The 25,317-nt window shown below is 61.7% G+C and carries 17 protein-coding genes; 14 read left to right on the plus strand and 3 right to left on the minus strand.

Translation table 11 applies throughout. The annotated features are described in order from the left end of the window. The first annotated feature begins 158 nt into the window (after window positions 1–158). The 14 genes from J2J99_RS21245 (at window position 159) to J2J99_RS21310 (ending at window position 21,303) form a co-directional block, all read left to right on the plus strand. Complete coding sequence (locus tag J2J99_RS21245) at window positions 159–1,088, plus strand: sugar ABC transporter substrate-binding protein (RefSeq protein WP_168295000.1); 930 nt, start codon at window positions 159–161, stop codon at window positions 1,086–1,088. Window positions 1,089–1,157: 69 nt separating this feature from the next. Beyond that, window positions 1,158–2,699 carry a sugar ABC transporter ATP-binding protein gene (locus J2J99_RS21250; protein WP_168295001.1) on the plus strand — a complete coding sequence of 514 codons (1,542 nt, stop codon included), beginning with the start codon at window positions 1,158–1,160 and terminating at the stop codon, window positions 2,697–2,699. A 34-nt stretch (window positions 2,700–2,733) separates the two neighbouring features. Then, window positions 2,734–3,759 carry an ABC transporter permease gene (locus J2J99_RS21255; protein ID WP_168295002.1) on the plus strand — a complete coding sequence of 342 codons (1,026 nt, stop codon included), beginning with the start codon at window positions 2,734–2,736 and terminating at the stop codon, window positions 3,757–3,759. 156 nt (window positions 3,760–3,915) lie between these two features. Then, window positions 3,916–4,974, plus strand: a complete 1,059-nt coding sequence (locus J2J99_RS21260) for a dipeptidase (RefSeq protein WP_168295003.1) — start codon at window positions 3,916–3,918, stop codon at window positions 4,972–4,974. Window positions 4,975–5,073: 99 nt separating this feature from the next. After that, window positions 5,074–6,717, plus strand: coding sequence for an ABC transporter substrate-binding protein (locus tag J2J99_RS21265; RefSeq protein ID WP_168295004.1), 1,644 nt, complete (start codon window positions 5,074–5,076; stop codon window positions 6,715–6,717). A gap of 18 nt (window positions 6,718–6,735) precedes the next feature. Beyond that, window positions 6,736–7,806, plus strand: a complete 1,071-nt coding sequence (locus tag J2J99_RS21270; RefSeq protein ID WP_168295005.1) for an ABC transporter permease — start codon at window positions 6,736–6,738, stop codon at window positions 7,804–7,806. Further along, the gene (locus J2J99_RS21275) at window positions 7,803–8,738 is read left to right on the plus strand and encodes an ABC transporter permease (protein WP_168295006.1); all 936 of its coding nucleotides are present in this window, start codon (window positions 7,803–7,805) and stop codon (window positions 8,736–8,738) included. Before J2J99_RS21270 ends, J2J99_RS21275 begins: the two co-directional genes overlap by 4 nt. Continuing rightward, window positions 8,735–9,568: an ABC transporter ATP-binding protein gene (locus J2J99_RS21280; RefSeq protein WP_168295007.1), complete on the plus strand. Its 834-nt coding sequence runs from the start codon at window positions 8,735–8,737 to the stop codon at window positions 9,566–9,568. The genes J2J99_RS21275 and J2J99_RS21280 overlap by 4 nt, the downstream gene beginning before the upstream one ends. Beyond that, window positions 9,565–10,314, plus strand: a complete 750-nt coding sequence (locus tag J2J99_RS21285) for an ABC transporter ATP-binding protein (protein WP_168295008.1) — start codon at window positions 9,565–9,567, stop codon at window positions 10,312–10,314. Before J2J99_RS21280 ends, J2J99_RS21285 begins: the two co-directional genes overlap by 4 nt. Before the next feature lie 159 nt (window positions 10,315–10,473). Continuing rightward, complete coding sequence (locus J2J99_RS21290) at window positions 10,474–10,659, plus strand: hypothetical protein (RefSeq protein ID WP_168295009.1); 186 nt, start codon at window positions 10,474–10,476, stop codon at window positions 10,657–10,659. A 126-nt stretch (window positions 10,660–10,785) separates the two neighbouring features. Then, window positions 10,786–10,950 carry a hypothetical protein gene (locus J2J99_RS21295; protein WP_168295010.1) on the plus strand — a complete coding sequence of 55 codons (165 nt, stop codon included), beginning with the start codon at window positions 10,786–10,788 and terminating at the stop codon, window positions 10,948–10,950. 7 nt (window positions 10,951–10,957) lie between these two features. Continuing rightward, window positions 10,958–11,260, plus strand: coding sequence for a hypothetical protein (locus J2J99_RS21300; protein ID WP_168295011.1), 303 nt, complete (start codon window positions 10,958–10,960; stop codon window positions 11,258–11,260). Window positions 11,261–11,443: 183 nt separating this feature from the next. Continuing rightward, the gene (locus J2J99_RS21305) at window positions 11,444–19,963 is read left to right on the plus strand and encodes a glycoside hydrolase family 94 protein (RefSeq protein WP_168295012.1); all 8,520 of its coding nucleotides are present in this window, start codon (window positions 11,444–11,446) and stop codon (window positions 19,961–19,963) included. 101 nt (window positions 19,964–20,064) lie between these two features. Beyond that, complete coding sequence (locus J2J99_RS21310) at window positions 20,065–21,303, plus strand: OpgC family protein (protein ID WP_168295013.1); 1,239 nt, start codon at window positions 20,065–20,067, stop codon at window positions 21,301–21,303. A gap of 50 nt (window positions 21,304–21,353) precedes the next feature. On the opposite strand, the gene J2J99_RS21315 is transcribed toward J2J99_RS21310, so the two are convergent. From J2J99_RS21315 to J2J99_RS21325, 3 genes are all read right to left on the minus strand, one after another. After that, window positions 21,354–21,707: a VOC family protein gene (locus J2J99_RS21315; RefSeq protein ID WP_168295014.1), complete on the minus strand. Its 354-nt coding sequence runs from the start codon at window positions 21,705–21,707 to the stop codon at window positions 21,354–21,356. A 179-nt stretch (window positions 21,708–21,886) separates the two neighbouring features. Further along, window positions 21,887–23,083 carry an IS256 family transposase gene (locus J2J99_RS21320; RefSeq protein ID WP_168295015.1) on the minus strand — a complete coding sequence of 399 codons (1,197 nt, stop codon included), beginning with the start codon at window positions 23,081–23,083 and terminating at the stop codon, window positions 21,887–21,889. A 364-nt stretch (window positions 23,084–23,447) separates the two neighbouring features. Beyond that, window positions 23,448–25,211 carry a glucan ABC transporter ATP-binding protein/ permease gene (locus J2J99_RS21325; protein ID WP_168295016.1) on the minus strand — a complete coding sequence of 588 codons (1,764 nt, stop codon included), beginning with the start codon at window positions 25,209–25,211 and terminating at the stop codon, window positions 23,448–23,450. Window positions 25,212–25,317: the final 106 nt, after the last annotated feature.

Here is a 25,317-nt window from a genome sequence, read left to right on the forward strand (position 1 = left end):
TGGAATGAATATTCCGAAGGACAAATTTTACGGTTTGTTTGTTCCGTTTTACGGGAAGCCGCGGGAGAGGCGGCGCAGCAAATTGCGGCTTCAGGGCAAATGCCTGGGGCCCCGGCGTGAGGAGGGTGCAGCCGGGCACCGTTTGTGGAGGAAGTACAATGAAAAAGTTTATCCTGGGCACTGCGATGGCGCTCGTCATGTCGACGGCGGCTCACGCGGAAACCGTCGGCGTCTCGATGGCGAAGTTCGACGACAACTTTCTGACCGTTCTGCGCAACGGCATGACCGATTACGCCAAGACGCTGAGCGGCGTGACGCTGCAGGTCGAAGACGCACAGAACGACGTTTCCAAGCAGCAGAGCCAGATCCAGAATTTCATCGCCTCCAAGGTCGATGCGATCATCGTCAACCCTGTTGATACCGATGCGACGACGGCGATGTCGAAGCTTGCCGCTGATGCCGGCATCCCGCTGGTCTACGTGAACCGCCAACCGGTCAACGTCGATACGCTGCCGGAAAAGCAGGCCTTCGTTGCATCAAACGAGCAGGAATCCGGCACGTTGGAAACCAAGGAAATCTGCCGCATTCTCGGCGGCAAGGGCAAGGCTGTCGTCATCATGGGCGAGCTTTCCAACCAGGCCGCGCGCATGCGCACCCAAGACGTTCATGACGTCATCAAGACCGATGAATGCAAGGGTCTGGAGATCGTCGAAGAGCAGACCGCCAACTGGGACCGCACCCAGGGCGCCGACCTGATGACCAACTGGCTGTCCAGCGGCATCGAATTCGACGCCGTCATCTCCAACAATGACGAAATGGCGATCGGCGCCATCCAGGCGCTGAAGGCAGCCGGCAAGGATATGAGCAAGGTGGTCGTCGGCGGCGTCGATGCCACCCAGGACGCGCTTGCCGCCATGCAGGCGGGTGATCTCGACGTTACCGTGTTCCAGGATGCCGCCGGCCAGGGCAAGGGTGCTCTCGACACCGCGCTCAAGATCGCCAAGGGCGAAAAGATCGAGAAGAAGGTCTATATTCCCTTCCAGCTCGTCACGCCTGCCAATGTCAAGGACTTCGTCACCAAGAACTGAGGCGAACGCCAAACAGGATGCGGGCAAAGCCCGCATCCTTTTCGCCTGCCCGTATCCGGAGGAGATGATATGGCCGTCAGTCCGACAACCATGGCAGCCGTGCGCGCAAGCGGCGCGGTTCCGAATGCGGAATATCTGTTGAGCGCCGAAGGCGTTCGCAAGGAATTTCCCGGTGTCGTCGCGCTCGACGACGTGCAGTTCCGGCTGAAGCGCGCTTCGGTGCATGCGCTGATGGGCGAAAACGGCGCCGGCAAATCGACGTTGATGAAGATCCTGGCCGGCATCTACACGCCTGATAAAGGCGACATCCGCCTGAAAGGGATCGAAATCCAGCTGAAATCTCCGCTCGACGCGCTGGAGAACGGCATTGCCATGATCCATCAGGAACTGAACCTGATGCCGTTCATGACGGTCGCTGAAAATATCTGGATCCGCCGCGAACCGAAGAACCGCTTCGGCTTCGTCGATCACGGCGTGATGCACCGGATGACCGAGGAGCTGTTTGACCGGCTCAATATATCAATCGATCCTGATATCGAGGTCCGGTACCTGTCGGTCGCCAACCGCCAGATGGTCGAGATCGCCAAGGCGGTTTCCTATAATTCCGACGTGCTGATCATGGACGAGCCGACTTCGGCGCTGACGGAGCGCGAGGTCGAGCATCTTTTTCGCATTATCCGCGACCTCAGGGCGCAGGGCATCGGCATCGTCTACATCACCCACAAGATGAACGAGCTTTTCGAGATCGCCGACGAGTTTTCTGTGTTCCGCGATGGCCGCTATATCGGCACGCATGCTTCGACCGACGTCACCCGCGACGACATCATCCGCATGATGGTCGGACGCGAGATCACCCAGATGTTCCCCAAGGAAGAGGTGCCGATCGGCGAGGTCATGCTCTCCGTCAAGGATCTTTGCCTCAACGGCGTCTTCAAGAACGTCTCCTTCGAGGTAAGGGCGGGCGAGATCCTCGGGGTCGCCGGCCTTGTCGGCTCCGGGCGGTCGAATGTCGCCGAAACGCTCTTCGGCGTGACGCCGGCAAGCTCCGGCTCGATCGAGCTCTACGGAAAACCGGTAACGATTTCTTCGCCGACCGAGGCCATCCGCAACCGGATGGCGTTCCTGACCGAGGACCGCAAGGATACCGGCTGTCTGCTGATCCTGGATATTCTCGAGAACATGCAGATTGCCGTTCTGCAGGACAGATACGTCAAGGGCGGCTTCGTGCAGCAGAGCGCGATCGAGGCAACTTGCGAAGACATGGCAAAGAAGCTGCGCGTCAAGACGCCTGATCTTTATGAGCGGGTGGAAAATCTTTCCGGCGGCAATCAGCAGAAGGTGCTGATCGGCCGCTGGCTGCTCACCCATCCGAAGATCCTGATCCTCGACGAGCCGACGCGCGGCATTGATGTCGGCGCCAAGGCGGAAATTCACCGGCTGGTCACCGACATGGCGCGAAACGGTGTGGCAGTCATCATGATCTCGTCCGAGATGCCCGAGGTGCTCGGGATGAGCGACCGCATCATGGTCATGCACGAGGGCCGCGTGACCGGTTTCCTCAATCGCGATGAAGCAACGCAGATCAAGGTGATGGAGCTGGCTGCGCAGTGATGCGCGGTCTGCACTCGCGCAAGGGAGGTTTGACATGAGTACCAAGGCAGCAGAGGGCGCGGCTCCGCTCGTAACCCGGCAAAGGCGCCGGCGCCTACCGACCGAGCTCAGCATTTTCCTCGTGCTCATCGGCATCGCGCTGATCTACGAAGCGCTCGGCTGGATGTTCATCGGCCAGAGCTTCCTGATGAATTCGCAGCGCCTGACGATCATGATCCTGCAGGTCTCCGTCATCGGCATCATCGCCGTCGGCGTTACGCAGGTCATCATCACCGGCGGCATCGATCTTTCGTCCGGCTCCGTCGTCGGCATGACGGCAATGATCGCGACGAGCTTTGCCCAGTCATCGAGTTGGGGACGGGCCGTGTTCCCCTCGCTGACCGACCTGCCGGCGCTCGTGCCGATCATGGTCGGCCTGCTGATCGGAGCGGCTGCGGGCCTGGCGAACGGCGCACTCATCGCCTACACGAAGATCCCGCCCTTCATCGCAACGCTCGGCATGTTCGTTTCGGCCCGCGGCGTGGCGAAGTGGTATACCAAGGGACAGCCGGTATCCGGGATCACCGAGCAGTTTCACTTCATCGGAACCAAGGCTTGGCCGGTCGTCGTCTTCCTCGTCGTCGCGCTGATCTTCCATATTGCGCTGCGCTACACGCGCTACGGCAAGTTCACCTATGCCATCGGCGCCAACCCGCAGGCGGCGCGCGTCTCCGGCATCAACATCGAGGCGCATCTCGTCAAGGTCTATGTGATCGCCGGATTGCTTGCCGGCCTTGCCGGCATCGTCACGGCGGCACGCGCGGAAACCGCGCAGGCAAGCATGGGCGTCGGATATGAACTCGATGCAATTGCCGCGACCGTCATCGGCGGCACCTCGCTCACCGGCGGCGTCGGCCGCATCACCGGCACCGTCATCGGCACCATCATCCTCGGCGTCATGACATCGGGCTTCACCTTCCTGAGGATCGACGCCTATTACCAGGAGATCGTCAAAGGCTTCATCATCGTCGCGGCTGTCGTCATCGACGTCTACAGACAGAAGAAACGCCGCAAGCACTGATCCCGGCCAGTATCATTGGTGATCTCACGGGGGCTTCGGCCCCCGTTTTGCGTTTTGGCGCCGATGACCGATTTTCAAAAAAAGAGATGGCGAATTCCGTCAGCTTTTCTATTCTGGCCACTTCATTCGCCCGCCTCGGGCAGCGCAGGAAGACAGATGCAATTCGTATTTGACGGTCACAACGACGTTCTCCTTCGACTCTGGACACATTCAAAAGACAGCAGCGACCCTATCGCGGAATTCATGGACGGCACGACGGTCGGCCATATCGATGCGCGCCGGGCGAAAGCGGGCGGTCTGTCCGGTGGTCTCTGCGCCATCTACATTCCCTCCGGCGATCTCGTCTTCGCCGATCCGGATGCCGACGGCCGTTATGTCACGCCGATGGCTGCCCCGCTCGATCCGCTTCCGTCCCTGGCCATCGCCACTGAAATGGCGGCGATCGCGCTCCGGCTCGACCAGGCGGGCGCCTGGCGTCTTTGCCGCACGGTCAACGACATCCGCGGCGCCATGGCGGAGGAGATTTTCGCCGCCGTCATGCATATGGAAGGCTGCGAGGCGATCAGCGCCGACCTGTCGGCGCTCGAGGTGTTCTATGCGGCAGGGCTGCGCTCGCTCGGGCCGGTCTGGAGCCGGCACAATGTCTTCGGCCACGGCGTGCCCTTCGCCTTCCCGATGTCGCCGGACACCGGGCCGGGTCTCACCGATGCCGGTTTTGCGCTGGTGCGGGAATGCAATCGCCTCGGCATCCTGATCGACCTTGCCCATATCACCGAGAAAGGCTTCTGGGACGTGGCGAAGACGACGGATCAGCCGCTAGTCGCCAGCCACTCCAATGCCCATGCGCTCACGCCAGTCGCGCGCAACCTGACGGACATGCAGCTGGATGCCATCCGCGAAAGCCGCGGTCTCGTCGGCATCAATTATGCCACCGCCATGCTACGTCCGGACGGCCGCTCGGACAGCGATACGCCGATTGCCGACATGATCCGTCACATCGACTATCTCGTGAACCGCATCGGCATCGATTGCGTGGCGCTCGGATCGGACTTCGACGGCGCCACGATCCCTGACGAAATCGGTGATGCGGCCGGCAATCAGAAGCTGATTGCCGCTCTCAGGGAGGTTGGTTATGGTGAGGCCGATCTCGTGAAACTAGCCCGTGAAAATTGGCTTCGCATTCTCGCACAAGCCTGGCGGGAGGACTACGCCTAAAGCGCCGCCCGCCTCTGGACGCGCGGAGAACAGACAATAGTTTTAATGGGCATGACCGACAAAACGCTTCGGAATCAATCAAGAACAGGGGAACATACCATGATGATCACCAAGCTCAGCCGCAATTTCCGCCTGCTTTCCGCAGGAGCCGCTCTTTCGCTCCTGATGATGACGGCACCTTCCGCCTTCGCCGAAACGCCCAAAGATACGCTTGTTGAGGGTTTTGCCATCGACGACATCATCACGATGGATCCTGGCGAGGCCTTCGAGCTTTCGACCGCCGAAATCACCAGCAACAGCTACAGCCTGCTCGTCCGTCTCGATCTCGCCGACACATCAAAGGTGAAGGGCGATCTTGCCGAGAGCTGGAGCGTTTCGGATGACGGCCTTACCTATACGTTCAAGCTGAAGCCAGGCCTCAAATTTGCATCCGGTAATCCGATCACCGCCGAAGACGTTGCATGGTCGTTCGAACGCGCTGTCAAGCTCGACAAGAGCCCGGCCTTCATCCTTACCCAGTTCGGCCTGACCGGCGACAATGTCACCGAAAAGGCCAAGGCGGCCGATGCCAATACGTTCGTCTTCACGGTCGACAAGCCCTATGCCCCGAGCTTCGTGCTCAACTGCCTGACAGCGACGGTCGCCTCCGTGGTCGATAAAAAGCTCGTGCTGGAGCATGTGAAGGCGGTAACGCCGGATGCCGAGCACAAATACGACAATGATTTCGGCAATGAGTGGCTGAAGACCGGTTATGCTGGTTCCGGCGCATTCAAGCTGCGCGAATGGCGGGCCAACGAAGTCGTCGTGCTGGAGCGCAACGACAATTATTACGGCGATAAGCCGAAGCTCAACCGCGTCATCTACCGCTACATGAAGGAAAGCTCCGCCCAGCGGCTGGCGCTCGAAGCCGGCGATATCGACATCGCCCGCAATCTCGAGCCGGGCGACATCGACGCCGTTTCCAAGAATGCCGATCTTGCGGCGACAAGCGCGCCAAAAGGTACGATCTACTACGTCAGCCTGAACAACAAGAACGAGAACTTGAAGAAGCCGGAAGTTCAGGAGGCCTTCAAATATCTGGTCGACTACGATGCGATCGGCGCGACGCTGATCAAAGGCATCGGCGAGATCCATCAGACCTTCCTGCCGAAGGGCCAACTCGGCGCGCTTGATGAAAACCCTTACAAGCTCGACGTCGCCAAGGCCAAGGAACTGCTTGCCAAGGCCGGCGTACCCGACGGTTTCTCGGTGACCATGGACGTGCGCAACACCCAGCCTGTAACCGGCATTGCCGAATCGATACAGCAGTCGCTGGCGCAGGCCGGCGTGAAGCTGGAGATCATCCCCGGCGACGGCAAACAGACATTGACAAAATATCGTGCCCGCACCCACGATATCTATATCGGTCAGTGGGGTTCGGACTATTTCGACCCGAACTCGAATGCCGACACCTTCACCAGCAATCCCGACAATTCCGACGCCGGCACGGTGAAAACCCTCGCCTGGCGCAACGCCTGGGAGGCGCCGGAGCTCGACAAGCAAGCCAAGGCGGCGCTGCTGGAACGTGACGGTGAGAAGCGTGCGGCCATGTACGAGGACATCCAGAGGAAGTTCCTCGCCAACAGCCCCTTCGTCATCATCTTCCAGCAGACCGAAGTGGCCGGCTATCGCAAGAATTTGAAGGACTTCAAGCTGGGTCCGAGCTTCGACACCAACTTCGTCGGGCCGATCGCCAAGGAATGATCCGGCAGGATTGATCGCTTGAGCGCTATTGAAACAACACAGGTGGCGGCACGGCCCCAAAAGGGCCGTTCCAGCACCCTAGCCAAGGCGGTCGGGCGATTTCTGTTCGCGGCCGTCACCACCTATCTCGGCCTCTTGGCCGTCACCTTCTTCATCGGCCGCGTCGTGCCGATCGATCCCGTGCTCGCCATCCTAGGCGACCGCGCGCCCACCCATGTCGTCGAGCGAGTGCGCCAGGAAATGGGCTTCAATCTCCCGCTCTACCAGCAGTTTTTCATTTACGTCAAAGGCGTCCTCTCCGGCGATTTCGGCAATTCGGTGCTGACGACCAACCCCGTCATGGTCGATATCCGCCGCGTCATGCCGGCGACGATCGAGCTCGCGACGCTCGGAACGCTGATCGGCGCCTGCGTCGGCGTGCCGCTCGGCGTTCTTGCCGCCGTGCGCCGCGGCAGTATCACCGACCAGGTCGTGCGTGTCATTGGCCTGATCGGCTATTCGGTGCCGATCTTCTGGCTGGCGCTGATCTCGCTCGTCATCTTCTATGCGCAGCTGCGCTGGGTGGCCTTTCCCGGCCGCATCGACATCGTCTTCGAATATACGTTCACCCCGATCACCGGCTTCTATCTCCTCGACAGCGCCTGGCAGGGGCAGTGGGATGTCTTCTACGACGTCTTCCGCCACATTATCCTGCCCGCCTCGCTGCTCGGCTATTTCTCGCTTGCCTATATCAGCCGCATGACCCGCAGCTTCATGCTGAACGAGCTGTCGCAGGAATATATCGTCGCGGCGCGCGCCAAGGGTCTTTCGGAAACGCGAGTGATCTGGGGCCATGCGCTGCGCAACGCCGCCGTGCCGCTCGTCACCGTCATCGCGCTTTCCTATGCTGGCCTGCTCGAGGGATCGGTGCTGACCGAGACTGTCTTTTCCTGGCCGGGCATCGGGCTCTACATCACCAATTCGCTGCAAAATGCCGATATGAACGCCGTGCTCGGCGGCACGATCGTCATCGGCACGGTTTTCATCGGCATCAACCTTCTGTCCGACCTTCTCTACCGGACGCTCGACCCGAGGACGCGAAACCGATGACGGCTCCCGCCAGTCCCTCTCCAACGATGAGCCGCCGCGACTGGCTGCTTTCCGACCGGCCGCAATCGCGCATGCAGGCGCGCCTCGGCCGCGCCTATGTCACCTGGCGGCAGTTCACCGCAAACCGGCTTGCCGTCGTCGGTCTGCTGATCATCGTGGCGCTGCTGTTCATCGCCGCCTTCGCCGATATCATCGCCACACACAATCCCGTTGTCGGCGATCTGCGCAATGCCCGGCTGCTGCCGCCGGCAACGGGTGAATTCCTGCTCGGCACGGACGATCAGGGCCGTGATATTTTTTCGCGGCTGATCTACGGATCGCGTTTGACGCTCTTGGTCGTCGTGCTTGTTGCCGTCATCTCGGCGCCGATCGGCCTGATCGTCGGCACCGTCTCCGGTTATGCGGGCGGCTGGGTGGATGCGACGCTGATGCGCATCACCGATATTTTCCTCGCCTTTCCGAAGCTGGTGCTGGCGCTCGCCTTCGTCGCGGCACTCGGCCCCGGCATCCAGAACGCGATCATCGCCATCGCCATCACCTCCTGGCCGCCCTATGCCCGTATCGCTCGCGCCGAAACGCTGACGGTCCGGCGGTCCGACTATATTTCGGCGGTGAGGCTGATGGGCGCCTCGCCGCTGCGCATCATCGTGCGCCATGTCATGCCGCTCTGCATTTCCTCGCTGATCGTGCGCGTGACGCTCGATATGGCCGGCATCATCCTGACGGCCGCCGGCCTCGGCTTCCTGGGTCTCGGGGCGCAGCCGCCGCTGCCGGAATGGGGCGCGATGATCGCTTCGGGCCGGCGCTTCATCCTCGATCAATGGTGGGTGGCGGCGATGCCGGGCATCGCCATCCTCATCGTCAGCCTTGGCTTCAATCTGCTCGGCGACGGCCTGCGCGACGCACTCGATCCGAAGGAGAGCGGCCAGTGACGACGCTTCTGACGGTTGACAAACTCAAGGTCAGCTACCCCACGCGCACCGGGATGATCGAGGCGGTGCGCGGCGTCTCCTTCACACTTGGCAAGGAAAGGCTCGGCATCGTCGGCGAATCCGGCTCCGGCAAGTCGCAGACCGGCCGGGCGATCATGGGCCTGACGCCGAAACACGGCATCGTCACGGCCGATAGGCTGGATTTCAGCGGCATCGACCTCCTCGAGGCCTCGGCCGGGCAAAGGCGCAGGCTGCGCGGCAAGCGCATCGCCATGATCCTACAGGATCCGAAATATTCGCTCGATCCTGTGATGACGATCGGCCGGCAGATCTGCGAAACGCTGCGCACCCACGAAAAGGTCGGCAAGGCGGAGGCGCGCGAGCGTGCGCTTGCCATGCTGGAGGCCGTGCAGATCCGCGATCCGAAACGCGTCTTCGATCTGCATCCGCACGAAGTTTCGGGCGGCATGGGACAGCGCGCGATGATCGCCATGATGCTGATCGCCGGGCCCGAGCTGCTGATCGCCGACGAGCCGACCTCGGCGCTCGACGTGACGGTGCAGCTCGATGTGCTCAGAATCATGGACAGGCTGGTGTCGGAGCGCGGAATGGGATTGATCTTCGTCTCCCATGACCTCCGGCTGGTTTCCTCATTCTGCGATCGCGTCATCGTCATGTATGCCGGAAAGATCGTCGAGGAGCTTGCGGCCGCCGATCTCAGACATGCGCAACATCCCTATACGCAAGGGCTGCTGAACTGCATGCCCGAAATCGGCACAAGCCGTCATCCGCTGCCGGTGCTCGACCGCAGGCCGGAGTGGGCGGCATGAGCGCAGCACTCCACGTCGACAATCTCAACGTCGTCTACGACCAATTTCACGCGTTGAAGGATGTCAGCATCGATGTCGAACGCGGTGAATCCTTCGGTCTTGTCGGTGAATCCGGCTCGGGCAAATCCACCTTGCTGCGCGCCGTGGCCGGCCTTGCGCCGATCAGCGGCGGCGCGATCCACGTCGACGACGAGGCATTGAAAGGCGCAAAGCGCAGCAAGGCCTTTTATCGGCGCGTGCAGATGGTCTTCCAGGATCCTTATGGTTCGCTGCATCCGCGCCAGACGATCGACCGGCTGCTGCTCGAACCGCTTGCGATCCACGCCATTGGCGATAGCGACAGGCGCATTGCCCGTGCGCTCGATGAAGTCGGTCTCGGCAATGGTTTTCGTTTCCGCTACCCGCATCAGCTTTCCGGCGGCCAGCGGCAGCGCGTCGCGATCGCCAGGGCGCTGATCGTCGAACCGTCGATTCTGCTGCTCGACGAGCCGACGTCGGCGCTCGACGCTTCGGTGCAGGCGGAAGTGCTGAACCTGCTCGAGCAGATCCGCCGCGACCGCAAACTCACCTTCATTATGGTGAGCCACGACCTCGGTGTGATCACCCATATGTGCGACAGGCTCGCCGTGATGCGCAATGGCGCCATTGTCGAGCGATTGAGCTCACAGGCGCTAGCCGCGGGCGCGGTCCAGCAGGACTACACGAAAAATTTGATGATCGCGAGCAAGGGTTATGTCAAAGCCTGAAAGGCAATGATTTCAAGCCATTGAAAAGCAAAGAGCGGCGTCGGCGTTAAGGATAACGCTTATCTAAAAGACGACCATTCAACTAGACTATTGACAGCTGCCCGGCTTCTGTCATGATCCTGTTAACGATTGTTAGCTTTCGTGATCGGAGGTCAGGGCATGTTCTTTCTCGGCGGGATGACCATGGGCTACCTCGATCCGCCCCTCAGAGCCGAACGCAAGGAACAGATGACGGTCTCCATGCCTGCGGAAAAGGACCGGCACCTGATCGAGACTTCCAACCCGCCGCAGGACGAGAACGCCATCGAGCGCTCGTTGATCTGGGCATGGCGCACGCTCTGCTAACAGCTGGTTGAATTTTCTCTTCCGCTCCCTCTGGACGGAATTTTATCTCTACCTACCTGATAGAGAATAAGAAATATAACAGCGAGCCGCACAACCGGCCGAACGAGAACAACGGAGGCGACACATATGGCAGAACTGGGTATTTCGCATACTCACGTGAACCACTATGGTTCCGTGCCGACCAAGAAGCCGCACGCCGCGCGTCACAGGCTTCAGGCGGTGCTCCATGGGACAATCTTCACCGCGGCATTCCTGTTTGTGGTGGCCGTGGTCTTCGGCCTCGTCGGATAGCCGGCGGATGACAAGCCTCGGCAGGTGCCGGGGTTTAAATCATTCTGTTCCAGTGAATTCGGGGCAGCTTATCTGTCCCGGTATTCCGCCTTTGATCATTCACTATTTTTTCAAGAATTGCGGACGCGTCGCATCCATCCAGATGCGGCGCATTTTTGGTGTCGTTCTGTCGACGGCCGATTTCATGATTGCCATGCGACCTGTTCCGCCCCGCGTCGGCAAGCGCGCGCTGACCCGGTGGTCTGCACCTCTTGACTTGAATTATTTCGATGGCGTCCAACTTTTCGACATGGTTTTGCGCAGAGGGTAACGATCGCCCTTTGGGGCGACCCTGCAACAACAGCCTCGTCCGTTTGCATCGCCTGTCCGACGTTCATTCGCCGGCTTCATCGATCTTCGAAGAATCCGGGCCCGTTCATGTAGCAGTCATGATAAGCAGTGCAAAAGGCTGAGCAAAACAGCCATAACTTTGTTTGGATCCAGAACCGAACCCATGTCTATTGCCAATCTTTCTCCGAGCCTCCCCCGCGAACCCGAGATGAGGCAGATCGATCATAATGATTCGATCCGCTCGACCTATCTTTCCATCGAGGACATCAAGGCGATGGGCGATGCCGTCGCCCGCAACGGCGTCAGCAAGCTGCCGGCCTTCGCCCCCTTTGATTTCTTCGCGCGCCATAGGGAAAACGAGAAGGAAATCCTGCGCGTCTACCGCACCACGGCCACGGATGTCGAGGCCGGCGAGACGATCACGCCGGCGGCGGAATGGCTGCTGGACAATCATTACATCGTCGAGGAAGCGATCCAGGAAGTGCGGCGTGACTTCCCCCGCCGCTTTTACCGCGAATTGCCGACCATGTCTGTCGGCGGGGTCGAGATTCCGCGCACTCTGGTGCTTGCCTGGCTCTACGTCGCCCATACCCACAGCACGATCTCGCAGGAAAGCCTAACGGCGCTGGTCGACGGCTTCCAGGCCAGCGAGACGCTGAGAATCGGTGAACTCTGGGCGCTGCCCTCGCTGGTGCGCTACGTGCTCGTCGAAAATCTTCGCCGCATTTCGAGCCGTGTCGAAGCCAGCCGCCGCCTGCGCCGCCGCGCCAATGAAGCGGCCGACGAACTGGTCCGCCTGACCGATCCGGCCAAGGCGGCCGCCTATCTGAAGACGCTGGAACCACTGGCCGAGGACAATACTTTCTCGACGCAGTTCCTCTACCGCCTGCGTGACGGCTCGCAGACCTCGAGCCTGGCGATCACCTGGCTCGACGAGCGGCTCGAAGAGCTTGGCCGCAACACCGAAGAGGCGACGACGGCGGAACACAGCCGCCTCTCCTCCGGCAATGTGACGATGGGCAACATCATCCGCAGCCTGCGCGAGATCGACGATACCGAATGGTCGGTCTGGGTCGAGCAGGTCAGCCATGTCGACAAGCTGCTCTGGGAACATTCGGATTACGGCATCCTCGATTCCGGCTCGCGCAACAAATATCGCAAGCAGATCGAAAAGCTCGCCAAGCGCTCGCCGCTGACCGAAATGGAAATCGCTCAGCTGGCGCTCGACATGACGGATGCCGCCAAGGCCTCCGGCGAGCCGCAGCCGCATGAACCGAATGTCGGCGGCTTCCTGTCCGGCGCGCAGCGGCCGAAGCTCGAGGCGCGGGCGAATTATCGCCCGACGATTACCCAGCATTTCGTGCGCGCCGTGCGCCAGTTCAACTGGCTGGCAATTGCCGTCCCGGTCATGCTGCTGACTGTTATTGCCATGGCCGTTGTCGGGAAGTTCATGGCGAGTGCCGGCATGGGTGCGCTCGAAATCGCCGTGCTGCTGATCATGTTCTCATTGCCGGCGTCGGAGGGGGCGACGGGTCTCTTCAACACGCTTCTTTCCTTCTTCGTGACGCCGGCGCGTCTCGTCGGCTACGAGTTCAAGGAAGGCATTCCGGAGGATGCACGCACGCTGCTCGTCGTGCCCTGCCTGATTTCGAACCGCGACAGCGTCGACGACCACGTGCGCAATCTCGAGGTCCACTATCTCGCCAATCCGCGCGGCGAGATCTATTTCGCGCTGCTTAGCGACTGGCCGGACAGCGATGTCGAGGAGACGGCCGCCGATCTCGAGGTTCTCGACTATGCAAGGCGCGAGATCGCCAATCTTTCCGCCCGCTATGCCTATGACGGCAAGACGCGTTTCTACCTGTTGCATCGCCGCCGCCTCTACAACGCCTCGGAAGGCGTTTGGATGGGCTGGGAGCGCAAACGCGGCAAGCTGCACGAGCTGAACATGCTGCTGCGCGGCGACCGCGACACGACCTATCTGCCTGGCGCCAATGCCGTGCCGGCCAATGTGCAATATGTCATGACGCTCGACGCCGACACGCGCCTGATGCGCGACGCCGTCACCAAGCTTGTCGGCAAGCTCTATCATCCGATCAACCGTCCGGTCATTAATCCGAAAACCGGCCGCGTCGAAAGCGGCTATGGTGTGCTGCAGCCGCGTGTCACGCCGTCGTTGACGACGGGCAAGGACGCCTCGGTCTTCCAGCGCGTCTTCTCGATCAACCGCGGTCTCGATCCTTATGTATTCACCGTTTCCGACGTCTATCAGGATCTTGCCGGCGAGGGCACCTTCACCGGCAAGGGGCTTTATCACGTCGATGCCTTCGAAGCCTCGCTGAAGGGGCGGATCGAGGAGAATTCCGTGCTCAGCCACGACCTTCTCGAAGGTTCGATGGCGCGCTGTGCGCTCGTCACCGATCTTGAGCTGGTCGAGGATTTCCCGATCCGCTACGAGGTGGAGACCTCGCGCCAGCATCGCTGGGCGCGTGGCGACTGGCAGCTCCTGCCCTATATGTTCAACCCGAAATACGGCGTCACGGCCCTCGGCCGCTGGAAGATGTTCGACAATCTGCGCCGCTCGCTGACGCCGATCGCCTGGTTCTTCGCTTCCGTGCTCGGCTGGTATTTCATGGGGCCGCTCGGCGCGCTCGTCTGGCAGATCCTGCTGATCTTCTGCCTCTTTGTGGCGCCGACGCTGTCGCTGATCAACGGCATCATCCCGCGCACCAGCGATATCGTCGCCCGCGCCCATCTCTATACGGTCTGGTCGGACATCACCGCCGCCAATGCGCAGGTTGCGCTGCGCATCGTCTTCATCGCCGACTCCGCCTGTATGATGGCGGATGCGATCGGCCGCTCGCTCTACCGCCTGTTCGTCAGCCACAAGCTGATGCTCCAGTGGCGGACCGCCGCCAGCGTTCAGGCCGGCGGGCAAGGCACCCTCGTCTCCTATTACAAGCAGATGTGGCATGCGCCGGTGCTGGCGCTGCTGGCCCTCGGTTTCGCCGCCCTTCCCGGCGACAACGCTTTCCTCGTCGGGATTCCCTTCGCGCTGCTGTGGATTCTCTCGCCTGTCGTCGCCTGGTATGTCAGCCAGTCGGCGGAAACCGAGGACCGGCTTGAGGTCGCCGATTCCGTGTCGAGCGAGTTGCGCAAGATCGCCCGGCGCACCTGGCGCTATTTCGAGACCTTCACCACGGCCGAACAAAATTATCTGCCGCCTGATAATATCCAGGAAACGCCGCATGTCATCGTCGCGGCCCGCACCTCGCCGACCAATATCGGCGTCTATCTGCTTTCCGTCGTCTCCGGCCGGCATTTTGGCTGGTTCTCCTTCGAGGAGACGCTCGAGCGGCTGGAGCAGACGATTGCCACCATCGACAAAATGGAGAAATTCCGCGGCCATCTGTTCAACTGGTATCACACCGATACGCTGCAGACGCTTGGGCCGCGTTATGTCTCATCGGTCGACAGCGGCAATCTCGCCGGTCATCTGATCGCCATTTCGTCGGCCTGCCGCAACTGGGCCGAGGCTCCTTCCGCCCACATGCAGGGCAACCTCGACGGCGTCGGCGACACGGCCGGCATCCTCGGCGAAGTGTTGGCGGACCTGCCCGACGACCGCAAGACCGTGCGGCCGCTGCGCCGGCGCCTGGAAGAGCGCATCGTCGGCTTCCAGAACGCGCTTGCCGCCGTCAAGCGCGAGCACGAATTCGCCTCGATCCGCATCATCAACCTTGCGGTTCTCGCCCGCGACATCGAGAAGCTCGCCGCCAATCTCGACCACGAAGTCAAGTCGAAGCAGAGCGAGGAGGTCACCCAGTGGGCGGCATCCCTCGTCAAGGTCTGCGAAGCGCATATATCCGACAGCACCTTCGATCTCTCCAAGGTCGATGCGCTCCGGCCGCGCCTGGTGGCGCTGCGCGACAAGGCCCGCGATCTCGCCTTCTCGATGGATTTCGGCTTCCTGTTCCGGCCGGAACGGCGCCTGCTGTCGATCGGCTACCGCGTCGAAAGCGGTGAGCTCGACCAGGCCTGCTACGACCTTCTCGCCTCGGAATGCCGCCTGACCAGCCTGTTCGGCATCGCCAAGGGCGATCTGCCGACGGAGCACTGGTATCGCCTCGGCCGCCAGGTCGTGCCGGTGGGTTCGCGCGGCGCGCTGGTCTCCTGGTCCGGCTCGATGTTCGAATATCTGATGCCACCGCTCGTCATGCAGGAGCGCGGCGGCGGTATTCTCAACCAGACCAACAATCTGGTGGTCGTCGAGCAGATGAACTACGCCCGCAAGCTCGGTATCCCATGGGGCATTTCGGAAGCGGCTTTCAATGCCCGCGACCATAACCTCAACTATCAGTACACGAATTTCGGCGTGCCGACGCTCGGTCTCAAGCGCGGCCTTGGCCACAATGCCGTCATCGCGCCCTATGCTTCGCTGCTCGCCAGCCAGTACGATCCGCCGGGCGCACTCGAAAACCTGCAGCGGCTGCGCAAGGTCGGCGCGCTCGGCAAGTTCGGCTTCCACGACGCCGTCGATTTTACGCCGACACGCGTGCCGGAAGGCAAGAAATGCGCGGTGGTCTACAATTATTATGCCCACCATCACGGCATGTCGATCGCCGCCGTTGCCAACGTCGCCTTCAACGGCCATCTGCGCGAGCTCTTCCATTCCGACCCTGTCATCGAGGCGGCCGAGCTTCTGCTGCAGGAAAAGGCGCCGCGCGACATTCCGGTCATGAGCGGCAAGCATGAATCCGACACGCCGGCCAGCATCCAGGACGATCTGCTGCGGCCGGAGATCAGGAAGATCAGCGATCCGGCGTCGCGCGACCGCGAACTCGTGTTCCTGTCGAATGGCCATTACTCGCTGATGCTGACGGCGACGGGTGCCGGTTATTCCCGCTGGAACGGCCTTTCCGTTTCCCGCTGGAAGGCCGATCCGACCGAAGACCGCTGGGGCACCTTCATCTTCTTGCGCGATACCGCCACCAACGAATGGTGGTCGGCGACAGCAGAGCCGAAGGGCGTCGAGGGCGAAAAGATCAAGGTCGAATTCGCCGACGAGAAGGCGCAGTTCACCAAGACGGTCGGCGACCTGACGAGCGAGGTGGAGTGCATCATCGCCACTGAGCATGATGCCGAGGCCCGCCGCGTCACCCTGCTCAACATGGGCACCGAAGACCGTTTCATCGAAGTCACCTCCTATCTCGAACCGGTCATCACCTCTGATGATACCGACAATGCGCATCCGGCCTTCGCCCGCATGTTCGTCAAAACGGAGATCGGCAGGCGGGGCGACGTCATTCGCGCCGAACGCAACAAACGCGATCCGAACGAGCCGAACATCAGCATCGCGCATCTGATCGTCGACAATGCCGGCGACACCCGTCACACCGAATGCGAGACCGACCGGCGCAAGTTCATCGGCCGTGGCCGCAGCCTCGCCGATGCGGCGGCCTTCGATCCGGGCGCCACACTTTCCGGCAGCGACGGCTTCGTGCTCGACCCTGTCATGTCGCTGCGCCGCACCGTGCGTGTGCCGGCCGGCAAAAAAGTCAGCGTGTTCTTCTGGACGATCGCCGCTCCAAACCGCGACGAGGTTGACAAGGCAGTCAATCGCTACCGTCATCCCGACGCCTTCAACCATGAGCTCGTCCAGGCCTGGACACGCACGCAGGTGCAGATGCGCCACGTCGGCGTCAGTTCGCAGCAGGCGGCAGCCTTCCAGCATCTCGGACGCTACCTCGTCTACCCCGACATGCAGTTGCGCAAGGACGAAGCGACGGTCGAGGCCGGCCTGCAGTCGCAATCGGCACTGTGGCCGCTGGCGATCTCCGGCGATTTCCCGATCTTCACGTTGCGCGTCAACGACGACATGGATCTCGACATCGCCCGCGAGGCACTGCTGGCGCAGGAATATCTGCGCTCGCGCGGCGTCACCGCCGATCTCATCATCATGAACGAACGTGCCTCTTCCTACGCACAGGACATGCAGCACGCGCTGGACGCCATGTGCGAGAACGTGCGCCGCATGGGGCAGGCCGACGGGTTGCGTCAGCATATCTTTGCGGTTCGCAAGGACCTGATGGAGGAGAGCACCTATCATGCGGTGATCGCGGCGTCCCGCGTCACCCTGCATGCGAAAAACGGCAAGGTGATCGACCAGATCAACCGAGCCGTCGCCCTGTTTGCACCATCGAAGGATGAACTGCAGGAAATGGAGCGCGCCGAGCGCAACAAGGTTCCGGTCAAGCGCATCGCGCCGGTGCCGCCGGCTGTCGTGCCGGCCGTCGTCATCGAGGAGGAAGGTGATCTCGACTTCTGGAACGGCATCGGTGGCTTTGCCCGAGACGGCCGCGAATATGTCGTCCGCCTGCCGGGAGGTCATGCGACGCCCCAGCCCTGGATCAACGTCATTGCCAATGAAAGGTTCGGCTTTCATGTGTCGGCCGAAGGCGCAGGCTTTACCTGGAGCGTCAATTCGCGCGATTACCAGCTGACCTCCTGGTCGAACGATGCGGTGGTCAACCGTTCGGGTGAGGCCTTCTATCTCGCCGATCTCGACAGCGGTGCGATCATGACGCCGTTCGCTGCCCTGTCGCGCCGGCCGGATATTCGTTTCGAAGCCCGCCACGGGCTCGGCTATTCGGTCTTCTCGAGCATTCAGCATGAGATCGCGCTGGAACTGACGCAGACGATCGCCCGCGACAAGCCGGTTAAACTGCAGCGCCTGCGCCTGCGCAACACCGGTTCGACCGGCCGCAGACTGCGTCTCTATGGTTACGTGGAATGGATCCTCGGCAACAATCCGGGCCGCACGGCCCCCTTCATCCTGTCGCGGCATGATGGGGAGACGGGAGCGCTGTTTGCCACCAATCCCTACAGCATCGATTTTTCCAATCGAACCGCTTTCTTCGCGGCGAGCGAGACGCCTTCGAGCGTCTGCGCAAGCCGGCGCGAGTTCATCGGCAAGGCGGGAACGATCCAGGCACCGCAGGCCGTTACGTCAGCGGCCGTGCTTTCGGGTGCGACCGAGCTCGACGGCGATCCAGCCGCAGCTCTGGCAATCGACATCGAACTTGGCGCCGGCGAAGAGCGCGACTTCACCTTCTTCCTCGGCGATACGCCGACGGAAGAAGAAGCGCGCACCATCATCGCCGATATCCGCAAGGCTTCGTTCGATGATGCCGTCGAGGCCAACCGCAGCTTCTGGCAGGATTTCACCGGCAGGCTGCAGATCTCGACGCCGGATCGCGGGATGAACAATCTCGTCAACACCTGGCTGCCCTATCAGAGCCTCGGCTGCCGGATCATGGCCCGCACCGCCTTCTACCAGGCAAGCGGCGCCTTCGGCTTCCGCGATCAGCTACAGGACACGCTGGCCTTCCTGCTGCACGAACCCTCGATCGCCCGCCGGCAGATCCTCAACGCCGCCTCGCGCCAGTTCCGCGAGGGCGACGTCCAGCATTGGTGGCTGCCGGGAACGGGTGCCGGAGTCCGCACGATGATCTCGGATGACGTCGTCTGGCTGAGCTATGCGATCCATCACTATTGCAGCGTCACCGGCGATAAGAGCGTGCTCGACGAGGAAATTGCCTTCCTGGAAGGCCCGGCGCTTCTCGAAGGACAGCATGACTCCTTCTACAAGCCGGAGATTTCCGAGGACAAGGCGAGCGTTTACGAACATGCGGCGCTGGCGCTCGACGTCGCCATCGCCCGCAAGGGATCGAACGGCCTGCCGCTGTTCCTCGGCGGCGACTGGAACGATGGCATGAACCGCGTCGGCATCGGCGGACGCGGCACCAGCGTCTGGCTCGGCTGGTTCCTGGCAGGCGCCTTGCGCTCCTTCATCCCCTATGCCGAAGAGCGCGGCGACAAGGCCCGCGCAAAGCGCTGGTCTGCACATCTCAAGGACTTGAAGAAGGCGCTCGAAACCGCGGGGTGGGACGGCGGCTACTATCGCCGCGGCACGTTCGATGATGGCGCGCTGCTCGGCTCCAAGGAAAGCCCAGAATGCCGGATCGATTCGATCGCGCAGTCCTGGAGCGTTCTGTCCGGCGAGGGCGACCCGGCCCGTGCAGCCAAGGCCATGGACGCCGTCCTCGATCAACTGGTCGACGAGGAAGCCCGCATCATCCGGCTGTTCACGCCGCCTTTCATCAATTCGGCCAGGGATCCCGGTTATATCAAGGCTTATCCGCCGGGCGTGCGCGAAAACGGCGGGCAATATACCCATGCCGCGACCTGGGTGGTGATGGCGCTGGCGGAGCTCAAGCGGGGCGACGATGCGCTGCGCTGCTTCCAGATCCTCAACCCGATCACCCATGCGCTCGACAAGGCTTCGGCCGAGCAATACCGGGTCGAACCCTATGTCGTGGCCGCCGACGTCTATGGACATGAGCCCTATACGTCGCGCGGCGGCTGGACCTGGTACACAGGCTCGGCCGGCTGGCTCTATCGGGCGGCCGTCGAGGGCATTCTCGGTATCCGGTTGAAAGACGGCCGGCTTTACGTGCGCCCGTCGCTCCCGTCGGAATGGGACGGTTTTGCGGCGGAGGTGGAGCTGGGCGACGGCAAATACCGCATTTCGGTCTCAAAAGCGTCCAACGCCAGCGGCTACACTCTGTCGATCAACGGCAGCGAAGTCGCCGATCCCGAAGAGGGATATCCGCTCGGATAAAGCGTTTCTCCACGCAGACATCACGGCGATTCGCGAACAGCCAAAAGGGGAACCCTTTTGGCCGTCGTCGCGTTTGAAAATCGGATGATAGGAGACACCCTATGGCAAGCACGCGGACCGAAGCCATCGGCACCGAGCGCAGTTCCCGATCCGTAGCTGCGCCAGGGCGCGATACACGGCTTGACGTGCTGCGTGGCCTCGCCCTGATCATGATCTTCATCAATCATGTTCCCGGGCAGTTCTTCGAATATGCAACGACGAAGAATTTCGGCTTCTCCGATGCCGCGGAGGCCTTCGTGCTGATATCGGGCATTGCCGTCGGCCTTGCGTACGGGACCCGCTTCCAGCCTGGCAATCGGCTCAGAATGGCGATCAAGGCGGCAAAGCGGGCTTTCACGCTCTACCTCGCCCATATGATCACGACATTCATGACACTGGCGCTGTTCATCTGCGGCGCCTGGCTGTTCCACCGGCCTGGACTGCTTGTCGAAATCAATATTCTAGCGGTTCTGATGAACCTCAAGGACGGTATCCCGGCACTGCTCCTGCTCGGTCACCAGATCGGCTACAACAATATCCTGCCCATGTACGGGGCATTGCTGCTGATGGTGCCCATCCTCCTTCTCCTGAACGAGCGTAGCCCGCTGCTGGCGCTTGCCGTCTCGGGCACGGTCTGGCTGCTCGCCGGCATTTATCAGGTGGCGCCGCACAACATGCTGATCGAAGGCTATTGGTTCCTCAACCCGCTCTCCTGGCAGTTCCTGTTTTCGATCGGTATCGTCTCGATCCTGCATATCAAGCGCGGCGGCCGGATCCCGCGGCATCCTCTATTGCTTGCGGTCGCCGTCGCTTACGTCGTGATTTCCTTCGTCTGGGTGACAGGGCATCTCTGGATTTTCGGCAACTCGCTGGCAGCGCTTGGCCTGCCGCCTGTTATCACCGGTTTCGACAAGACCTTCCTGTCGCTGCCTCGGCTGCTGCATGTGCTTGCGCTGACCTATCTGGTCATCAGCATCCCGGCGCTCTCCCGCATCCTGCGGCGTCCGGCCGATCACCCGCTGACGATCCTCGGCCGCCATTCGCTCAACATCTTTGTCGCCGGCACGATCCTCGCTATGGTCGGCCAGGTGGTGCTCTACATCACCAACAAGGATCCGCTGGTCGGCCCGATCTTTGTCATCGCCGGCATCGCGACGCAATTCACCTATGCCTACTATCTCGAGCACAAGCGTCAGCAGGGCAAGGTCAAGAGTAAGCTCGTGACGGAGGTTGCCGCCGTCACGGTGCCCGTGCGGACCGGCGGAGCGGCAAACTCCTATCGCCGGACCAATCGGAAATAGCTGTAAGTTTTGCCTTGATGGAACTGAGCCGGCGGCCCCATCCCGCCGGCTCAGTTTTTGTGAGCGAGGATGTTCACGAGCCTGCCCAGGGGATCGCGGACATAAAAGCGCCTGACGCCCCAGGGCTCGTCCTCCGGGCCGTATTCGACCGGAAAACCTGCAGCCGACATCGCCGCGAAAGCGGCATCGAGATCGTCGACCTCGATCGAGAGGTCCGGCACCGGCGTGCCGGAGCCGCCTTCGCTGGCGATGCTCACCTGAACGTTCATGGGTCTCGCGGCGCCGAAGGTGATGATCCAGCCGTGATCCATGATGACGTCGAGACCGAGGATATCGTGATAGAACCGCCGCGCCGGCGTGATATCGGGTGTCGCAATATTGGCGACGATGCGCAGGACCTTCATGGGCTTTCCCTCCGATGCTTGGACAAGGCGGAAGGTAGGAAGATCGGCAGGTTGATCAATCGAGGCTTGGCTTGGAATGGCGGCGCGTGGCACCCCCTCTGCCCTGCCGGGCACCTCCCGAGCAAGGGGAGATGGTTCTGTGCGTCAAGTTCAGCAAATTGGGGCGGCCATGAGGCTGGTCATGCGGCGTTTCGGAGCGCGATCTTCTTGTGCTCTCTGAGATCGTCCATGTTGATGTAGCGGTTTGCCTCCATCCAGTTTTCGTGGGTTTCGACGGCCAGCGCCCTGACCAGGCGCAGGCAGCTGTCGGCGTTGGGAAAGATGCGCACGACATAGGTGCGGCGGCGGATCTCCTCGTTGAGGCGCTCGAGCATGTTGGTGCTCTTGAGGTGCTTGTGATGGGTGCGCGGCAGCCGCAGGAAGGTGAGCGTCTGCTCGATCGTTTCCTCGACCCAGCCGGTCAGCCGCGGGTACTTGCCCGACCATTTGCCGAGCCAGGCGGCGAGATCGGTCTTTGCCTCGTCGAGGTCGCGGCGGTCGTAGAGCCATCGCAGTTCCTGCAGGCAATCGTCGCCGTGCTTGCGCGGCAGATGATCGAGCGCATTCCTCAGGAAGTGCACGTAGCAGCGCTGCCAGGCGGCTTCCGGGATGACTTCGCCGATCGCCGCGACGAGGCCGGCATGGTCGTCGGAGACGACGAACTCGACGCCCTTGAGGCCGCGGTGCTTGAGGCCGACGAGGAAGTCCCTCCAGGCCGAGCGGCTCTCGCGATTGGCCATCTCGACAGCGAGGATCTGCCGCCGGCCGTCCCAGTCGATGCCGACAGCGATCAGCACCGCCTGGCTCCTGACGACGCCCGCCTCCCTGACCTTCTCGTAGCGGGCGTCGAGGATCAGGTAGGGAAAGGGTTCTTGAAGCGGGCGGCAGGCAAAGGCCTTCAGGCTTTCGTCGAGGCGCTTGTTGATCGCCGAGATCGACGAGGCCGAGAAGGCATGGCCGCACAGCTCCTCGGTGATCGCCTTCACCTTGCGCGTCGACACCCCCTGCACATACATCTCCGCCAGCGTCGCTACCAGCGCCCGCTCCGAGCGCTGGTAGCGCTCGAACAGCTCGGTGGAAAAATGCCCGGAGCGATCCTGCGGCACCCGCAGCTCCAGCTTGCCGACCCGCGTCAGCAGCGTGCGGCCGTAATTGCCGGAGCGATAGCCGAGCCGCTCCGGCGTCCGCTCGCCTTTTTGTGCCCCCAGCGCCTCGTCCATCTCCGCCTCCAGCACCTCCTGCATCACGGCGCGGATCACCTCGCGCAGTCCATCGGGGTTCGCAAGCAGAATGTCTTTGACGGCGGCGACGGCGGTCTTATCTTCAGTCTTGGTCATGGTGGCGTTCCTCGTGAGGGAATCAGGTGACGTAAACATCACCAGCCTGCCATGACCGCCCCTCTTAGAGAATTTGCAGAACCTTCAGCACACTACCTCCCTTTCCGTCGCCGTGCGGACCACAGGTTCGTTGTTGGCTGGGGAGACCATCGCGCCGAGCCAATCTCTCCAGCTGCGGGGCTGATGCCCGGCAGGGCAGAGCGAGGTGGCCCCATGGTACACGGTTACTGTGTGTCGTCAGCGACGGTTTTGGAAGGAAAGCGAAGCCCTGAAGTATGTCGTCGGAATTGGACTTGCCTTACTCAGTCAAACAAAAAGGCCGGAAGGAGCTCCCCTTCCGGCCTTTGTTGTGAAACCCGACCGATCAGGCGGCTTCGGTTGCGTGGGCCTTGCGGACTTCGTCGTCCGTCAGGATACCGCTGGCGCGCAGCAGAGCGGCGAAGCGGCCGTTGCTGTGGCTGAGCTCGTCGAAGCTGCCCTGTTCGACGACGCGGCCGTCGTCCAGGAAGAGCACCATATCGGCTTCGCGGACCGTCGACAGCCGGTGGGCGATGATGAAGGTGGTGCGATTCTCACGCAGATTGTCGATCGCCGACTTGACGCGGGCCTCAGTCTCGACGTCGAGAGCCGAGGTCGCCTCGTCGAGCACCAGGATCGGTGCGTCCTTGAGGATGGCGCGGGCAATCGCGATGCGCTGGCGCTCGCCGCCCGAGAGCTTGTTGCCGCGTTCGCCGACATGCGTCTCGTAACGGTCCTCGCGGGTCTCGATGAAGTCGGCGGCGGCAGCGGCTTCGGCGGCCCGGCGCATTTCCTCTTCGCTGGCACCCTCGCGGCCGAGGCGAATATTGTCGCTGATCGAGCGGTTCAGCAGGCCCGCATCCTGGAAGACGGTGGCGATATGGCGACGCAGCGACTTGCGGGTCACCTTCGTGATATCGGTGCCGTCGACGAGAATGTGGCCGCCTTGCGGATCGTAGACGCGCTGCAGCAGGTTGACGAGCGTCGTCTTGCCGGCGCCGGTCGGGCCGACGATGGCAACCGTCTGGCCGGCCTTCACCGAGAAGGAGACATTGTGCAGACCCTGCGAGCTGTTGCCGAAGCCGAAGGAGACGTCGCGGAATTCGACCGCACCCTTGACGTTCTTGATCTCGCCGTTGCCGGCCGGCTCTTCGCGTTCACGCACCGAATCTTCGAGCGTGTAGAAGTCCTCGAGCTTGGAACGAGCCTCGAAGATCTGCGTAGCGAATTGACGCATCAGGTCGAGGCGGGCAATCAGCAGGTTGGCAAAGCCGATGAAGGCAATCACGTCACCGACACGCAGCTGGCCGGACTGAACGAGCATCGTGCCGATGATCAGGACGACCATCATAGCGATCGTCGAAGCCATGCGGTTCAGCGCGCTGGCGATCGCCCACCAGTCGAGCACCGGATACTGCGCCTCGAGCAGCCGATCGGCAAACGATTTCAATGCCCTGGTTTCGGCTTCGATGCGGTTGTAGCTATGCAGCACCGACACGTTGCTGATCGAGTCGCTGACATGCGAGAAGACCGTATGGTAGTGGTTCTCGACCGAAGCCTGGCCATCCTTGGTGCGGCTCATGACCAGGCGGCCGATCAGCCAGTAGGCAATGCCGAGCACGATGAGGACGGCCGACAGGCGCAGGTCCATCGATATTGCGGTTGGCACCAGAAGAGCAAGCGCGATGACCGTCGACAGATGGTTGCGCATGAATTCCAGCCAGAGGCCGAACAGAGTCTCGCAGGCGCGCAGCAGCGTATGCAGCGCGTTGGAGGTGCCGCGCTGGTGATGCCAGGCGAGCGGCATGGAAATGATGCGGCCAAAAGCCTCCGTCAGCAATGTCGCCCGCCGGCCGTGAGCAAGCCGGTCGGCCTCGCGCGATACAAGGACGAAGGCGACGGTGTTGAACACGGCGAAGGCCGCCCACATGAACAGGATGGGCTTGACTTCACCCTTGCCCGAGATCGCATCGATAATGCGACCGAACAGGATCGGTTCGGCAATGGTGATGGTCGCCAGAACAATATTGGCGATAACGACCAGGGATACGCGGAGCTTGTAGGCGCCAAGATAGCGCAGAGCCCTTGCATAGACCTTGAATAGCGACACGTCCAACCTCTTGTGCATCTGCGAAAACGGGAATGATGCGATGCTACAAAAGGCTACCTGAACCGGCGATTAACGGATCATTCAGAGCCCCTGCCGCGGCAAAATT

Source organism: Rhizobium binae (assembly GCF_017357225.1).
GTDB lineage: Bacteria > Pseudomonadota > Alphaproteobacteria > Rhizobiales > Rhizobiaceae > Rhizobium > Rhizobium binae.

What these genes read in the sequence shown, in the direction of transcription:
- J2J99_RS21250 (WP_168295001.1), top strand. Translation starts at nt 1,158, where the DNA reads ATGGCCGTCAGTCCGACAACCATGGCAGCCGTGCGCGCAAGCGGCGCG.
- J2J99_RS21315 (WP_168295014.1), bottom strand. Translation starts at nt 21,707, where the DNA reads ATGAAGGTCCTGCGCATCGTCGCCAATATTGCGACACCCGATATCACG.
- J2J99_RS21265 (WP_168295004.1), top strand. Translation starts at nt 5,074, where the DNA reads ATGATGATCACCAAGCTCAGCCGCAATTTCCGCCTGCTTTCCGCAGGA.
- J2J99_RS21275 (WP_168295006.1), top strand. Translation starts at nt 7,803, where the DNA reads ATGACGGCTCCCGCCAGTCCCTCTCCAACGATGAGCCGCCGCGACTGG.
- J2J99_RS21320 (WP_168295015.1), bottom strand. Translation starts at nt 23,083, where the DNA reads ATGACCAAGACTGAAGATAAGACCGCCGTCGCCGCCGTCAAAGACATT.
- J2J99_RS21300 (WP_168295011.1), top strand. Translation starts at nt 10,958, where the DNA reads ATGACAAGCCTCGGCAGGTGCCGGGGTTTAAATCATTCTGTTCCAGTG.
- J2J99_RS21290 (WP_168295009.1), top strand. Translation starts at nt 10,474, where the DNA reads ATGTTCTTTCTCGGCGGGATGACCATGGGCTACCTCGATCCGCCCCTC.
- J2J99_RS21305 (WP_168295012.1), top strand. Translation starts at nt 11,444, where the DNA reads ATGTCTATTGCCAATCTTTCTCCGAGCCTCCCCCGCGAACCCGAGATG.
- J2J99_RS21260 (WP_168295003.1), top strand. Translation starts at nt 3,916, where the DNA reads ATGCAATTCGTATTTGACGGTCACAACGACGTTCTCCTTCGACTCTGG.
- J2J99_RS21295 (WP_168295010.1), top strand. Translation starts at nt 10,786, where the DNA reads ATGGCAGAACTGGGTATTTCGCATACTCACGTGAACCACTATGGTTCC.
- J2J99_RS21285 (WP_168295008.1), top strand. Translation starts at nt 9,565, where the DNA reads ATGAGCGCAGCACTCCACGTCGACAATCTCAACGTCGTCTACGACCAA.
- J2J99_RS21245 (WP_168295000.1), top strand. Translation starts at nt 159, where the DNA reads ATGAAAAAGTTTATCCTGGGCACTGCGATGGCGCTCGTCATGTCGACG.
- J2J99_RS21255 (WP_168295002.1), top strand. Translation starts at nt 2,734, where the DNA reads ATGAGTACCAAGGCAGCAGAGGGCGCGGCTCCGCTCGTAACCCGGCAA.
- J2J99_RS21310 (WP_168295013.1), top strand. Translation starts at nt 20,065, where the DNA reads ATGGCAAGCACGCGGACCGAAGCCATCGGCACCGAGCGCAGTTCCCGA.